General features: G+C 70.2%; 14 protein-coding genes. 6 read left to right on the plus strand and 8 right to left on the minus strand.

Features of this window, described 5'->3' with window-relative positions; all coding sequences use genetic code 11:
• Positions 1-2: 2 nt before the first annotated feature.
• From ACIO3R_RS25495 to ACIO3R_RS25510, 4 genes are all read right to left on the minus strand, one after another.
• On the minus strand, positions 3-857 hold the full coding sequence (locus ACIO3R_RS25495) for a carbohydrate ABC transporter permease (RefSeq protein WP_123461113.1): 855 nt from the start codon (positions 855-857) through the stop codon (positions 3-5).
• Entirely contained in the window at positions 854-1747 is an 894-nt protein-coding gene (locus tag ACIO3R_RS25500; RefSeq protein ID WP_362967439.1) for a sugar ABC transporter permease, read from the minus strand. Before ACIO3R_RS25500 ends, ACIO3R_RS25495 begins: the two co-directional genes overlap by 4 nt.
• Positions 1747-3075 carry an ABC transporter substrate-binding protein gene (locus tag ACIO3R_RS25505; RefSeq protein WP_402108967.1) on the minus strand — a complete coding sequence of 443 codons (1329 nt, stop codon included), beginning with the start codon at positions 3073-3075 and terminating at the stop codon, positions 1747-1749. The genes ACIO3R_RS25500 and ACIO3R_RS25505 overlap by 1 nt, the downstream gene beginning before the upstream one ends.
• A gap of 193 nt (positions 3076-3268) precedes the next feature.
• The gene (locus tag ACIO3R_RS25510) at positions 3269-4354 is read right to left on the minus strand and encodes a substrate-binding domain-containing protein (protein WP_402108970.1); all 1086 of its coding nucleotides are present in this window, start codon (positions 4352-4354) and stop codon (positions 3269-3271) included.
• Positions 4355-4568: 214 nt separating this feature from the next.
• Here ACIO3R_RS25510 and ACIO3R_RS25515 point away from each other — a divergent pair, with 214 nt between their 5' ends.
• Complete coding sequence (locus tag ACIO3R_RS25515; protein ID WP_402108972.1) at positions 4569-6098, plus strand: right-handed parallel beta-helix repeat-containing protein; 1530 nt, start codon at positions 4569-4571, stop codon at positions 6096-6098.
• 8 nt (positions 6099-6106) lie between these two features.
• Here ACIO3R_RS25515 and ACIO3R_RS25520 read toward each other — a convergent pair whose 3' ends face one another.
• Positions 6107-6880, minus strand: a complete 774-nt coding sequence (locus ACIO3R_RS25520) for an SDR family NAD(P)-dependent oxidoreductase (protein ID WP_385028591.1) — start codon at positions 6878-6880, stop codon at positions 6107-6109.
• 57 nt (positions 6881-6937) lie between these two features.
• Entirely contained in the window at positions 6938-7603 is a 666-nt protein-coding gene (locus tag ACIO3R_RS25525; RefSeq protein ID WP_402109265.1) for an MOSC domain-containing protein, read from the minus strand.
• Positions 7604-7692: 89 nt separating this feature from the next.
• Between ACIO3R_RS25525 and ACIO3R_RS25530 the strand changes: the two genes are divergently transcribed.
• Positions 7693-8583 (plus strand): LysR family transcriptional regulator, encoded by an 891-nt coding sequence (locus ACIO3R_RS25530; protein ID WP_385028588.1) that lies wholly within the window; start codon positions 7693-7695, stop codon positions 8581-8583.
• A gap of 175 nt (positions 8584-8758) precedes the next feature.
• On the opposite strand, the gene ACIO3R_RS25535 is transcribed toward ACIO3R_RS25530, so the two are convergent.
• Positions 8759-9094 (minus strand): WhiB family transcriptional regulator, encoded by a 336-nt coding sequence (locus ACIO3R_RS25535; RefSeq protein ID WP_362954185.1) that lies wholly within the window; start codon positions 9092-9094, stop codon positions 8759-8761.
• 412 nt (positions 9095-9506) lie between these two features.
• Between ACIO3R_RS25535 and ACIO3R_RS25540 the strand changes: the two genes are divergently transcribed.
• The 4 genes from ACIO3R_RS25540 to ACIO3R_RS25555 all read left to right on the plus strand — a co-directional run bounded on the left by ACIO3R_RS25540 (position 9507) and on the right by ACIO3R_RS25555 (position 14048).
• The gene (locus tag ACIO3R_RS25540) at positions 9507-10118 is read left to right on the plus strand and encodes a response regulator transcription factor (RefSeq protein ID WP_003948568.1); all 612 of its coding nucleotides are present in this window, start codon (positions 9507-9509) and stop codon (positions 10116-10118) included.
• A gap of 493 nt (positions 10119-10611) precedes the next feature.
• Complete coding sequence (locus ACIO3R_RS25545; RefSeq protein ID WP_073732620.1) at positions 10612-11187, plus strand: sigma-70 family RNA polymerase sigma factor; 576 nt, start codon at positions 10612-10614, stop codon at positions 11185-11187.
• 128 nt (positions 11188-11315) lie between these two features.
• Complete coding sequence (gene guaB, locus ACIO3R_RS25550; protein ID WP_363022111.1) at positions 11316-12818, plus strand: IMP dehydrogenase; 1503 nt, start codon at positions 11316-11318, stop codon at positions 12816-12818.
• Positions 12819-12923: 105 nt separating this feature from the next.
• A complete protein-coding gene (locus tag ACIO3R_RS25555; protein ID WP_385028583.1) occupies positions 12924-14048 on the plus strand; it encodes a GuaB3 family IMP dehydrogenase-related protein in 1125 nt (374 codons plus the stop codon).
• A gap of 78 nt (positions 14049-14126) precedes the next feature.
• Here ACIO3R_RS25555 and ACIO3R_RS25560 read toward each other — a convergent pair whose 3' ends face one another.
• Positions 14127-14735 carry a hypothetical protein gene (locus tag ACIO3R_RS25560; RefSeq protein ID WP_402108975.1) on the minus strand — a complete coding sequence of 203 codons (609 nt, stop codon included), beginning with the start codon at positions 14733-14735 and terminating at the stop codon, positions 14127-14129.
• Between the last annotated feature and the right edge of the window lie 47 nt (positions 14736-14782).

The following is a 14782-nucleotide window of genomic DNA, read 5'->3' on the forward strand; positions in this document are numbered from 1 at the left end:
GGTCACTTGACGCTTCCGGCGGTCAGTCCCGCCTTCCAGTGCCGCTGCAGGGAGACGAAGGCGACGATCAGGGGGATGACGGCGAGGAGGGACCCGGTGACGACGAGGGGGTAGAAGCTCGGCTCGCCGTGGGTGTTGGTGTTCCACGAGTACAGCCCGAGGCTGAGCGGGAACAGCTTGCGGTCCGAGAGCATCACGAGGGGGAGGAAGAAGTTGTTCCAGATCGCGGTGAACTGGAAGAGGAAGACGGTCACGAAGCCCGGCATGACCATGGGCAGACCGACGGACCAGAAGGTGCGCAGCTCGCCCGCCCCGTCGATACGGGCCGCCTCCAGGGCCTCGTTGGGTATGTACCCCGAGCAGAACACCCGGGCGAGATACACGCCGAACGGGTTGACCAGCACCGGGATCAGCACCGACCAGTAGGTGTTCACCAGACCGACCTTGGACGCCAGCAGGTACATCGGCAGCGCCAGCGCGGTGGTGGGGACCAGCACGCCCATCAGCACCAGGCCGAACAGCTGGTCCTTGCCGCGGAACGTGTACTTGTCGAAGGCGTACCCCGCGGCGACGCAGATCAGCGAGCAGACGAGCGCGCCACCGCCCGCGTAGCCGAGGCTGTTGAGGTACCAGCGGAAGTAGATGCCGTCGCCGTAGGAAGCCAGGTTCGACAGGTTCTCGCCGAGGTTGAACCCGTCGAAGGAGAACGCGTTGCCGGCGAGCAGCCCACCGGTGTCCTTGGTGGCGGCGGTGACCAGCCAGACGAGCGGGAAGAGCATGTAGACGACGGCGAGCAGCAGGAAACCGTTGACCGCGGTCTTCGACATCCAGCGGCCGCGGGAGGCGGGGGAACTCATGCTTTCTTGCCCTTCCGGCCGGTGAAGCGGGTGACGACGAAGGACAGCAGCGCGGCGGTGAGCGCCAGCAGGATGGAGGCGGCCGCGGCGAGGCCGTAGTCGTTGCGTTCGAAGGCCGCGGTGTACGCGTACATGTTCGGCGTCCAGGTGGAGGAGACGGCGGAGCCCGTCCCCTTGTTGAGGATCAGTGGTTCGGTGAAGAGCTGGAGCGAGCCGATGACGGTGAACAGCGCGACCATCACGACCGAGGCGCGGATCAGCGGGACCTTGATGGCGATCGCGACGCGCCAGGCGCCCGCGCCGTCGACCGTGGCCGCTTCGAGCACGGAGCGGTCGATGGCCTGCAACGCGGCGTAGAAGATCACCATGTTGTAGCCGAGCCACTCCCACAGCGCGATGTTGACGATGGAGGGGAGTGCCCCGTCGGGCGAGAAGAAGTCGAAGCCGATCCCGCCGGACTCCATGGCGCTGACCACCGGGCTGAGCTGGGGTGTGTAGAGGTACACCCAGATCAGCGCGGCGATGATGCCGGGCACGGCGTGCGGCAGGAACAGCGCGAGCTGGAAGAACCGGCGGGCGCGGGCCAGTGTGGAGTCCAGCAGCAGGGCGAGGGCGAGGGCTCCGACGAGCAGCAGCGGAATGTAGAACAGGCAGTATCCGAGGAGTACGCCGAAGCCCTCGCGGAACGCCCGGTCACCCAGGGCCGCCGTGTAGTTGTCGAGCCCGCTGAAGACGGTCTCGGTGCCGCCGAAGCCCAGGCCGGACTGCTTCTCGGTGAACAGGCTGAGCCAGACCGCGTATCCGATCGGCAGCACCATGGCCAAGGTGAACAGTACGAAGAAGGGCCCCAGCAGGATGGCGGCGGCTCTGGTTGTCCGGGCGTGCCGCATCAGCCTGCGTCCTCGACCTTCAGACCGCGCTTCTTCAGCTCGGCGACCGTGGCGTCGTGTCCGGCCTTCACCGCGTCCTTGACGGTGGTGCCGCCGCTGGCGACCTTGCCGAACTCGTCCTTCATCGTGGTGTTCGTGGTGCCGGTCGTCGGGCCCCAGCTCCAGTCCGGGCCGATGGACGTCGCGGCCTCGTCGAACACCTGGTAGATGTCCTCGCCGCCGTAGAAGCCGGCGTCGAACGCCTTCTTCGCGACCGGGCGCAGGGACGCGGCGGCCGGGAACGCGCTCGACGTGCCGGACTCGATCCGGGCCTTGATGCCGTCCTCCGTGGTCGACATCCAGGTGGCGAACTCGACCGCCGCCCCGGCCTTCTTGCTGGTCTTCGTCACCGCGAAGGTGGAGCCGCCGAGCATCCCGCTGGCCGGCTTCCCGTCCCAGCTGGGCATCGGGGCGACGGCCCACTTGCCGCTCTGCTCGGGCAGGGTCCCCTTGAGGACGCCCGCGCCCCAGGCCGCGCCGACGTAGCCGATGGTGCCGCCGTTCTTGAGGGAGTTGGTCCACTCGGGGCTGAACGAGGCGTTGGCGCGGATCAGGTCGTCGTCGAGCAGACCCTGCCAGTAGTCGGCGACCTTGTCGGTGGCCGCGTCGGTCGTGTTGACCTTCCAGGTGTCGCCCTCGGGCTTGTACCACTGGGCGCCGGCCTGCCAGGCCATCGCCTGGAACGTGGTCGGGTCATCGGGGAAGAACGTGCCTATGCGGGCCTTCTTGTCGGCCTTCTTGACCTTCTCGGCGGCCTTGCGGAAGTCGGCCCAGGTCCTGGGGACCTCGACGCCGTACTTCTTGAACAGGTCCTTGCGGTAGTAGAAGGACTGGGGCGAGGCGTCGAAGGGGACGGCCCAGTTCTTGCCGCCGAGCGTCGTCAGCTCCACCGCCTGGGGCAGCAGCTTCTTCCTGATGTCCTCGGTGAAGTACTGGCCGATGTCCTGGAGCGCGCCCTGACTGACGTACTCCGGGAGCTGCGGGTACTCGATGGAGACCAGGTCGGGGGCGTTGCCCGCCTTCACGGCGTTGGAGATCTTGGCGTAGCCGCCGGCGTTGCCGGACGGGATCTCCTCGTACACCACCTTGATGTTCTTGTGCGAGGCGTTGAACGCGTCAACGACTTCCTTGGACCCCTTGGTCCAGCCCCAGAAGGTGATGCTGACGGGTTTGCCGTCGCTTCCGGCGGCGGACGTGTCGTCACCGCTGCCGCCGCAGGCCGTGAGAACGGCGAGGGCGGTGGCGGCGCCGACTACGGCGAGGGACGTTCTGCTCGAACTGCGGCTCACAGCGAGGCTCCTGAACAGGCGGCGACATTGGCGTTGGCCGTGATCCTTGGACCAGCCGTGACCGAAGTCAAGAGCGAAAGAGCGATTGATCGAAAAAAGATCAAACGTGTTGTGCGTGGAGCCGGTACGAAGGCATGCGGGGGCAGCCCTCCCGACGCGCTCGGGAGCGCCTGCGCAAGTACCTGCGGAGCCCCTAGGGGAGCGGCGCTCCGCAGGAGTCCCTGACCCGGAGCTGCGGAAGCAGCGTCAGGTGCCGGCGGGGTGCGCCGGCCTCCTGGCCGAGCCGTTCCACCAGGAGTTCCGTCGCGTGGCGGCCCACCTCGCGCTTGGGCGGTGCCACGGCGGTGAGCGGGGTGTCCGCGAGCGCCGCCACCTCGTCGTCGTACGCGATCAGCGCCAGGTCCTGCGGCACGCGCACACCCAGCTCGGCCAGGCGCTGCACCACCTGGATGGCGTCCACGTCGTTGTGGATCAGCGCGGCCGTCGCCACCCCCGAGCCGACGGCCTCGCGGAGCGCCTGCACGGCCTCCTCGAACGCCTCCGGGGCCTGCTCCGCGGGAACGGACTCGATCACGTCCTGGGGCACGCGCAGCCCGAGCGCGGCCAGTGCCTCCGCGTAGCCGGAGCGCACCGCGAGGGCGGTCGGGGAGTCCGCGCGGGCCATCAGCAGCGGCGCCCCGTGCCCGAGGCGCACCAGGTGGCGCACGGCCAGCAGCACCCCGTGCGCATGGTCCGAGCAGACCCGGTCCAGGCCGTCCAGCGGGGAGCCCGCGGTGGGCCTGCGCTCCAGCAGCACGGTCGGCACGGGCAGCGAGCTGATCCAGTCGCCGAACGCGGAGGGGTCGCCCGGATGCTGCCAGCCCGGCGCGACCAGCAGCCCTTCCGCGCCCGCGGAGAGCAGCCCCTGGGTGCGGGCGTGGTCCTCCTGCGGCCGGTAGTCGGAGATCCGCAGGATCAGCCTGGCCCCCGCCCGCGCGGCGGCCTCGTGGGCGCCGCGGATCACCTCGGCGAAGTAGTACGTCGCGGAGGGCGCGAGCATCCCGAGGACCAGGCCGCCGCCCGTGCCGGCCGGCCCCGCCGCGGGTCCGGCGTCCCGCGGCCAGGACACCGAGCCGTGGACCCGGTCGAGCAGGCCGCGGCCGGCCAGTTCCTCGACGTCCCGGCGCACCGTGACGGGTGAGACCCCCAGCTGCGAGGCCAGGTCCGACACCCGGGCGGAGCCCCGGTCCCGTACCAGCCCGAGCAGGCGGTCATGACGTTCAGCAGCACTCTCGCGCACGGCGGCAGTCCCCTCGCAGTGTGTGGCCCGGCCGGAGTCGGAGCCAGTGCCGGAGCCGGTGTCCGACCCTAGACCAATGTGATCGAACGATGGGAGTTTCGATCATTCAAACGTAATCCATTGACGTTCGATCAATCCGAGTCCAGGATTCCCGGCGATGCCGATCGGGCCGTTCGCGGCCCGCCCCGTCCCTGACTGTTCGTACGGAGGAATTGTGAGACATCGCGTCACCGCCGCGGCGCTCGCGGCACTGACCGCCGCCGCCGGTCTGACCCTCGCAGGACCGAGCGCCGCGCAGACGGCACCCGCCGGCCGCACCTTCCACGTCGACTGCGCCGCGTCGCCCCAGGGCGCGACCGGCAGCAGGCAGCACCCCTGGACCACCCTCGCCGAGGCCAACGCGCACCCCTACGGCCCCGGCGACCGGCTGCTCTTCAAGCGCGGCGCCACCTGCACCGGCACCCTCGCGCCCACGGGCAGCGGCTCCCCACGCGCACCGTTCACCATCGCGGACTACGGCAGAGGGCCGGACCGCGCCAGGCTCGACGGTGCGGGCGCCCATGACACCGTCCTGCTCGCCAACACGCAGTACGTGCACCTCAGGGCCCTGGAGATCACCAACGCCGACAACCCCGGCAGCGAGCGCAACGGCGTTCGCCTCCTCCTCACCGACTACGGGGTGGCCCGCGGCCTCGACATCTCCGGCCTGTACATCCACGACGTGCGCGGCGGCGATTACAAGACCCTGTCCGGCTCCAGCGCGATCCACCTCGCGGTCGAGGGCACCGCGAAGGCCAGTCGGTACGACGGCCTGGACATCGGGAACAACCGCATCGAGGACGTCGACCGCGAGGGCATCTACTTCAAGTCGACCTTCTCCAGGCGCGATCTGGTCGGCGGGCAGCAGGACCCGGACGTCTACCCGGGCGAGTGGACCCCCAGCACCGGAGTCCGCATCCACCACAACACGCTGAAGTCGCTGGCCGGTGACGGCATGAAGCTCGACACCACCAGCGGCGCCCGGGTCGACCACAACCGGGTCGACGGCTTCCAGCTCCGCTCGCCCTCCGCCAACGCGGGCATCTGGACCTTCAACACCGACGACACCACCGTCGAGCACAACGAGGTCTCGGGCGGCGGCAACACCCACGACGGCATGTCCTTCGACGCCGACGGCGCCTCGCGGAACACCGTCTTCCAGTACAACCACAGCCACGACAACAAGGGCGGCTTCCTGCTGATCTGCCCGTACGACGGCGCGAAGACCGTCGGCACGGTCGCCCGGTACAACGTCAGCCGCGACGACGGGGCCCGCCTCATCCAGAACTGCTGGGGCCCGATCCTCGGCACCGAGATCTACAACAACACCTTCCGCAACAAGGACCAGATCCCCGGATACCTCGTCCAGGACGACGCGGGCAGCCCCGCCACCACCCAGCACGAACTGTCCATCCGCAACAACGTCTTCGTCAGCGAGGGCACCGGCGGCTACGCCTTCAAGAACCCGACCCCCGGGCTCTCCTTCGACCACAACGCCTTCCACGGCATCGACATGACCCGCCCCGACCCCGGCGGCATCACCGCCGACCCGAAGCTCAGGACCGACTTCCGGCTCGGCGCGGGCTCGCCCGCCCTCGCCGCCGGAGCCGTCGTCGAGAACAACGGCGGCCAGGACTACTTCGGCAACGGGCTGAAGCCCGGCGCCCCCAACATCGGCGCCTACGCGGGCCGCGGCGTGCGGTAACCGACCGCTCACTGAGGTCCGTACTTGCGGCCTGTCCTGGAGGTGACCCCTCCGAGCAGGCCGCGCGGCGTCACCTTGACCAGCCCCATTAGCGCCTTGTACCGGGGGTCGGGGACCGAGACCGACTTGCCGCGCGCCAGATCCGCCAGGGCCGCGGACACCAGCTTGTCGGCGTCGAGCCACATCCAGCCCGGGATGTTGCCGGTGCCCATGCCGGCCCGCTGGTGGAACTCCGTACGGACGAAGCCGGGGCAGAGCGCCATCAGCCGCACGCCCGACCCCGCCAGGTCCTTGGCCGCGCCCTGGGTGAACTGCACGACCCACGCCTTGGACGCCCCGTACGTGCCGCGCGGCACGAACGCCGCCACCGAGGCCACGTTCACGACGCCGCCCCTGCCGCGCTCCTTCATCCCGGCCGCGGCCGCGGAGGTCAGCCGCAGCACCGCCTCGCAGTGCACCTTCAGCATGGCCAGCTCATCGGCCATCGGGACGTCCAGATAACGCCCCTTGTTGCCGAACCCGGCGTTGTTGACCAGGAGATCGACGGACTGGAGGCGGTCGCCCAGCCGCGCCTCGACCGCGGCGATCCCGTCGTCCGTGGACAGGTCCGCGGGCAGCACCTCGGCCTCGATGCCGTGCCGGTCGTGCAACTCGGTGGCCTGCTCCCGCAGCCGCTCGGTGTCGCGGGCCACCAGGACCAGGTTGTGCCCCTCGGCCGCGAGCCGCCGCGCGAAGGCGGCCCCGATGCCCGCGGTCGCGCCCGTAATCAGTGCAGTCGTCATACGCGGCACGTTAGTGCCCCGCACGAGCCCCCTGCCGACCCGCCCGGCGCTCCCCGCTCACTCCTGCCGCGCCACGTACTCCCGCGCCCTCCGCAGCGGCTCGGGGTGCAGCGCGTCCCCGGCCGCGAGCAGGAGCGGCAGCAGCTCCTTCCGGGTCGTCACGGCCCGGAACTGGAGCTCCACCGTGACGTCGTGGTCCGGCCGGTGCACGATCTCCACCGGGTCACCGGACCGGATCGCACCCGGCGTGATCACCCGCAGGTACGCGCCGGGGGCGGCGGCCCGCGTGTACCGCTTGACCCACTGCTTCTCGTCGAGGTGGCCCGCGAACGTACGGCACGGGATGCGGCCCGAAGTGATCTCCAGGACCAGATCGGGACCGACCCGCCAGCGCTCTCCGATCAGCGCGCCCCTGACGTCCACCCCGCCCGTGGTCAGGTTCTCGCCGAAGCAGCCATTGGGCAGCGCGCGCCCCAGCGCCCGCTCCCACCGGTCCAGTTCCTCGCGGGCGAAGGCGTACACCGCCTGGTTCGAGCCGCCGTGAAAACGCAGGTCGCAGACCGCGTCCCCGGCCAGACCGCTGCCGCCGGAGCCGTCCGGACCGGGGTCGGTGACCTGCACGGGACCCTCGACCGAGTGCTTGTCGATCCCGGTCACGCCGCCGGGGGAATCGGTGTACGGCACCGGCACGGGGCGGCCCGCGTTCACCGTCAGCACTCTCATCGCGTTCATCCCCGCACGCTAACGACTGCCGGCTCAAAGTCACACGCGAATAATTCGTACCTTCCCCAAGAGTCCCTTATAGTCGAAGGGTGATCGAAGCCCGTCATCTCCGCGTCCTGCGAGCCGTGTCCACCACCGGCTCCTTCTCCGCCGCCGCCCGCGAACTGGGCTGCACACAGCCCGCGGTCAGCCAGCAGATGAAGGCCCTGGAGTCCTCCGCCGGCACCACGCTGCTCATCCGGACCGGCCGCGAGATGCGGCTGACGCAGGCGGGCGAGGCGCTCGTACGGCACGCCTCCGGCATCCTCGCCGGGCTCACCGCCGCAGAGGAGGAGGTCGCCGCGATCGCCGGTCTGCGGGCCGGCCGGGTCCGGCTGGTGTCCTTCCCGAGCGGCAGCTCCACCCTCGTCCCGGGCGCCCTCGCGGCGCTGCGGGCCGCGCACCCCGGCACCCGGGTCTCCCTGGTCGAGGCAGAACCGCCCCACTCGGTGGACATGCTGCGCGACGGCGACTGCGACATCGCCCTGGCCTTCCGGTACGGCACCCAGGGCGCCGAGTGGGACGACCTGGTGGTGCGCCCGCTGCTCACCGACCGCCTGATCGGCCTGCTGCCCGAAGGGCACCACCTGGCGGACCGGCCGGAGGTGGGCATCGCCGAACTCGCCGGTGAACCGTGGATCGCCGGCTGCCCGCGCTGCCGTCGGCAGCTGGTGGAGGTCTGCGAGGAGTCCGGCTTCACCCCCCGGATCGACTTCGCCACCGACGACTACCCGGCGGTGATCGGGCTGGTCGGCGCCGGCCTCGGAGTGGCCGTGCTGCCGGCGCTGGCGATCGAGTCGGTACGCCCCCGGGGCGCCCGGACCGTCACGGTGGAGCCGGCCATCGAGCGCGAGATCGTCGCGCTGACCCTGCCCGATCTGGCGCAGGTTCCGGCGGTGGCGGCCACGCTGGACCAGCTGTCGCTGGCGGCCGCCCGCTGAGCGGGGCGCGGTACGGGGTGCGCGGTGCGCGGTGCGCGGTGCGCGGTGCGCGGGAATGGTCCGCGGGCGTGGTCGGCGTCCGCGGGGCGTGCGTGGGTCGCGTGGTGTCCGTGGTGTGCGTGGTGTGCGTGGTGTGCGTGGTGTGTGCAGAAACGTTTCTGCCACGCGGCAGAGGTCAGCCGTGCCCAGGAGGCGACGCGGGGCCCGAGGGCGCCGTCGCCGCGATCAGCCGGTTGCGGGCCCGTCCCATGAGCTCCTCGCGCTCGTCCTCGGTCAGGCCGCCCCACACTCCGTAGGGCTCCCGTACCGCCAGCGCGTGGGCCGCGCACTCGGCGCGCACCGGGCACCGCATGCAGACCTCTTTCGCGGAGTTCTCGCGGGCGCTCCGGGCTGCGCCGCGTTCCCCCTCGGGGTGGAAGAACAGTGAGCTGTCGACGCCGCGGCAGGCTGCCAGCAGCTGCCAGTCCCACAGATCGGCGTTGGGTCCGGGAAGGCGGGAGAAATCTGCCATTGTTTGTCCCCTCGAAACCGTACTGAGTCGGAAACGTCGCGCTCGTCAGTCTTTGTCCGTGTTCATGACGGTACATCCACGGTGTTAGTAGATGTAAATATGACTGATTGCGAATCTAGTCTCAGACACCAGCAAAAGGGAAGAAAACCCGCTAAATGGGGCATAAGTCCCCGTGAAGGTTCAGTTGACGGCTGGACGACCCGTGGCGCTCTGCTCCGTGTCCGCCCCCTCACGTAGAGTGCCGAACTCGGTTGTCCGACCCGTAACTCTTTCGAGTGACCATCGTTGAGAGTGCGGAGGCGGTTGACAGAGAAAGTGATCGGGCAGATGTCCGAGAGCGTCAACCGCACAGGTGACGACTTGTAACAGCCTGGAGGCTCAAGGTGACGCGCATCAGCTTCGGAGGGCGGTCATGACATCCGTCCTCGTCTGCGACGACTCCCCGCTTGCCCGAGAGGCGCTCCGTCGCGCGGTCGCGACCGTGCCCGGCGTCGAGCGTGTGACGACGGCGGCCAACGGCGAGGAAGTCCTCCGCCGCTGGGGTGCCGACCGTTCGGATCTGATTCTGATGGACGTACGCATGCCCGGTCTGGGAGGTGTGGAGACCGTCCGCCGGCTGCTCTCCGCCGACCCCGGGGCGCGGATCATCATGCTGACCGTCGCCGAGGATCTGGACGGCGTCGCGCTCGCGGTCGCCGCCGGGGCCCGCGGGTATCTGCACAAGGACGCCTCCCGGGCGGAGCTCCGGGCGACCGTCACCCAGGCGCTGGCCGATCCGACGTGGCGGTTGGCCCCGCGCCGGCTGCGGTCGGCCGAGATGGGCGCGGCGCCCACGCTCACGGCGCGTGAGATCCAGGTGCTCGAAGGAATGAGTCACGGCCGCTCCAACGCGGAGATCGGCCGTGAGCTGTTCCTCTCGGAGGACACGGTGAAGACACACGCCAGGCGTCTGTTCAAGAAGCTCGGCGCCTCCGACCGGGCGCACGCCGTCGCGCTCGGCTTCCGGTGGGGCCTCGTCCGCTAGGGCCTGTAATCGGGTTGTCACGCGGAAGAAGGAGCGGGGCTGGATGCGTGCGATCGCAAGGCGCCGAAACGCTCTCGTGGCGGAGCTGCCAGCGCGTTTCGACAACGCTGCGAGCGTGCGCACCCAGCCTCGTGACGCCGCGGGACAACCCCATACAGGCCCCAGGGCCTTTCGCCTGGATCATGCTGGGCTCGCGGCGGGCGGGGCGGTCCGGGCCAGAGTGCACCCAGGGTCTGTTCCGAGGCCCCGCCGACCGTGCGGCGACCGGGGCGCACGCCCGCGATCCCGTCGAATTCCCGGTGGGCCCTTCCCGGTATGTGACGCTTCCCGGCGGATGACGCATCCTTGAGATGTGGAGTTCCTCGGGAACGATTCGGTCGAGCGGAAGGGGAGGGCGCAGGACATGACTTCCGGCGCACCCGCTCATAACGCTTCGGTGCACAACTACGGACGCGGTGCCGCGGATGACGCGGCACCGGGGCACCATGGTCCGATGCGCGACGACGGAACGACGGTGATCGGTGCCCTGGTGCACCGGGCCGTCGAGGGCGACGCGCAGGCCACCCACGATCTGCTGGCCCATGTCCACCCCCTCGCGCTGCGCTACTGCAGGTCCCGGCTGAACCGGCTGCCCGGTGATGCCCGCCACTTCGTGGAGGACCTGGCGCAGGAGGTCTGTGTCGCGGTACTGATGGCGCTGCCGCGGTACAAGGACACCGGCAGGCCCTTCGAAGCCTTCGTCTTCGCCATCGCCGGCCACAAGGTGGCCGATCTCCAGCGGGCCGCGATGCGGCATCCGGGATCGACCGCGGTGCCCTCCGACGAGATGCCGGAGCGGCCGGACGATTCACTGGGGCCCGAGGAGCGCGCGCTGCTCAGCAGCGATGCGGCCTGGGCCAAGAGGCTCCTCGCCAACCTTCCGGAGAACCAGCGTGAGCTGCTGGTTCTGCGCGTCGCGGTCGGGCTGACCGCAGAGGAGACCGGACAGCTGCTGGGCATGTCCCCGGGCGCGGTCCGGGTCGCCCAGCACCGTGCGCTGAGCCGGCTGAGGGCCCTCGCCGAGCAGTGAACCGGGGATCGCCGCGGTCCCGTACGAAGCTACAGAACCTCCAGGTGATCTTGCTCGTGGAATGAGACACCCACGGAGGCCGTTAGCATGGACATCCGCACCGATCAAGGCCATTTGGGGAAGGTGTCATGACTGCAAACGTCGACGGAGTGCCCGAGAAATTCGCGACGCTCGGGCTGACATACGACGACGTGCTGCTGCTGCCGGGCGCATCTGACGTGCTGCCCAACGCGGTCGACACCTCGTCGCTCATCTCGCGGAACGTCCGGGTGAACATCCCGCTGCTCTCCGCCGCCATGGACAAGGTGACCGAGGCCCGTATGGCGATCGCCATGGCCCGTCAGGGCGGCGTCGGCGTACTGCACCGCAATCTCTCGATCGAGGACCAGGTCAACCAGGTGGACCTGGTGAAGCGGTCCGAGTCCGGCATGGTCACCGACCCGATCACGGTCAGCCCGGACGCCACGCTCGGCGAGGCCGACGCGCTGTGCGCCAAGTTCCGCATCAGCGGCGTCCCGGTCACCGACCCGGCGGGCAAGCTGCTCGGCATCGTCACCAACCGCGACATGGCCTTCGAGTCGGACCGCTCGCGCCAGGTGCGCGAAGTCATGACGCCGATGCCGCTGGTCACCGGCCGGGTCGGCATCTCCGGCGTGGACGCCATGGAGCTGCTGCGCCGTCACAAGATCGAGAAGCTTCCGCTGGTCGACGAGTCGGGCATCCTCAAGGGCCTGATCACGGTCAAGGACTTCAAGAAGGCCGAGCAGTACCCGAACGCGGCCAAGGACGCCGAGGGCCGCCTGCTCGTCGGCGCGGCCGTCGGCGCCAGCCCGGAGGCGCTGGACCGCGCCCAGGCGCTGGCCGGTGCCGGGGTGGACTTCCTGATCGTCGACACCTCGCACGGCCACAACAGCAACGCCCTCAACTGGATGGCGAAGATCAAGTCGGCCGTGAACGTGGACGTCATCGGCGGCAACGTCGCGACCCGCGACGGCGCCCAGGCCCTGATCGACGCCGGCGTGGACGGCGTCAAGGTGGGCGTCGGACCCGGCTCCATCTGTACGACCCGGGTGGTCGCCGGCATCGGCGTCCCGCAGGTCACCGCGATCTACGAGGCCGCCCTGGCGGCCCGTGCGGCGGGCGTCCCGGTCATCGGGGACGGCGGCCTGCAGTACTCCGGCGACATCGGCAAGGCCCTGGTCGCCGGCGCGGACGCGGTGATGCTCGGCTCGCTGCTCGCGGGCTGCGAGGAGTCCCCGGGCGAGCTGCTCTTCATCAACGGCAAGCAGTTCAAGTCGTACCGAGGCATGGGTTCGCTGGGCGCGATGCAGTCCCGCGGCCAGGGCCGCTCCTACTCGAAGGACCGCTACTTCCAGGCCGAGGTGTCCTCCGACGACAAGCTCGTCCCCGAGGGCATCGAGGGCCAGGTGCCCTACCGCGGCCCGCTGGGCAACGTGCTGCACCAGCTCGTCGGCGGTCTCCGCCAGACGATGGGCTACGTGGGCGCGGCCTCGGTCGACGAGATGGAGAGCAAGGGCCGCTTCGTGCGGATCACCTCGGCGGGTCTCAAGGAGAGCCACCCGCACGACATCCAGATGACGGTCGAGGCACCGAACTACAGCAGGAAGTAACGCAACAACGCAGGTGAGGGGCGGACCGGGGTTCCCGGGACCGCCCCTCATGTGTGTGTCGGGGATACTGGACAGCGCAGACGTAGAGGGAAAGGCCACACCATCGTGACTGAGATCGAGATCGGGCGCGGCAAGCGCGGCCGCCGGGCATACGCATTCGACGACATCGCCGTCGTCCCGAGCCGCCGGACCCGCGACCCGAAGGAGGTCTCGATCGCCTGGCAGATCGATGCCTACCGCTTCGAGCTGCCGTTCCTGGCCGCTCCCATGGACTCCGTGGTCTCCCCGCAGCACGCCATCCGCATCGGTGAGCTCGGCGGCCTCGGCGTGCTCAACCTGGAAGGGCTGTGGACCCGGCACGCCGACCCGCAGCCGCTGCTGGACGAGATCGCCCAGATGCCCGTCGAGTCGGCCACCCGCCGGCTCCAGGAGATCTACGCCGCCCCCATCCAGGAGGAGCTGATCGGGCAGCGCATCAAGGAGGTGCGCGACTCCGGTGTCGTCACCGCCGCCGCGCTCTCCCCGCAGCGCACCGCCCAGTTCTCGAAGGCCGTCGTCGACGCGGGTGTGGACATCTTCGTCATCCGCGGTACGACGGTCTCCGCCGAGCACGTCTCGGGCGCGGCCGAGCCGCTCAACCTGAAGCAGTTCATCTACGAGCTGGACGTCCCGGTGATCGTCGGCGGCTGTGCCACGTACACCGCCGCCCTGCACCTGATGCGCACCGGCGCGGCCGGTGTCCTCGTCGGCTTCGGCGGCGGCGCCGCGCACACCACGCGCAACGTCTTCGGCATCCAGGTCCCGATGGCGACCGCGGTCGCGGACGTGGCCGGTGCCCGCCGCGACTACATGGACGAGTCGGGCGGCCGGTACGTGCACGTGATCGCCGACGGCGGCGTCGGCTGGTCCGGCGACCTGCCGAAGGCCATCGCCTGCGGTGCGGACGCCGTGATGATGGGCTCCCCGCTCGCCCGCGCGACGGACGCGCCGGGCCGCGGCCGGCACTGGGGCATGGAGGCCGTCCACGAGGACGTGCCGCGCGGCAAGCTGGTCGACCTCGGCTCGGTCGGGACGACGGAGGAGGTCCTCACCGGCCCCTCGCACACCCCCGACGGCTCGATGAACATCTTCGGCGCCCTGCGCCGGGCGATGGCGACCACGGGCTACAGCGACCTGAAGGAGTTCCAGCGCGTCGAGGTCACGGTGGCGGACTCGCAGCACCGCCGCTGAGCGTTTTCCGCACACACGGGAGGTCCCGGACCGCGAGCGCGGTCCGGGACCTCCCGTGTGTGCGGCGTGCGGTCCTGACTAGTCCGCGGCCTTCTTGGCGCCGGAGAACGCGGCGACCGCCGCGACGGCGAAGAAGAGGTACGAGATGAAGTCCGAGTCGGCCTTCCACATCTCGTTCAGCACGCTGAAGTGGTCGAAGAACATCTCGGAGACCGTGACGGGGAGCTGCTTGGCGGCGATCATCGCCTCGCCGAGGAGCTGGCCGAAGTAGACGGCGATCAGCGCGAAGACCGCGCTGAGGACCGGCAGCGCGGGGTTGCGGCCGCCGACCTTGCCGGAGGCGAAGCCGACGAGGAAGCCGACACCCACGGCCGCGTAGCCGATCTCGTGCTTGGTGGCGCCGATGATCGCACCGTAGACCGCTCCCGCGACCACGGCCGCGACGACGGCGGCGAGGATGCCGAGCCCGACGTTGTCCCGCGCCGGTGCCACCGGGGCGAACGGGGCGCCGCCGCCGAACGGGGCGCCGGGCTGGCCGTACGGGCCCGGCTGCTCGGCGAACGGGTTACCGGTCGGGGCGCCGGGCTGGGGCTGGCCCGGCTGCTGGCCGGCGTACGGGTTGCCGTCCTGGGGCGGGCCGCCGTACGGCTGCTGAGGCTGGTTCGGCGGTGGTACGGGCTGGCTCATTCGGGTTCCCCCCTGGACGGATCCGCACGACTGTGCGAGAAGTGACG

The organism is Streptomyces sp. NPDC087428 (assembly GCF_044744085.1).
GTDB lineage: Bacteria > Actinomycetota > Actinomycetes > Streptomycetales > Streptomycetaceae > Streptomyces.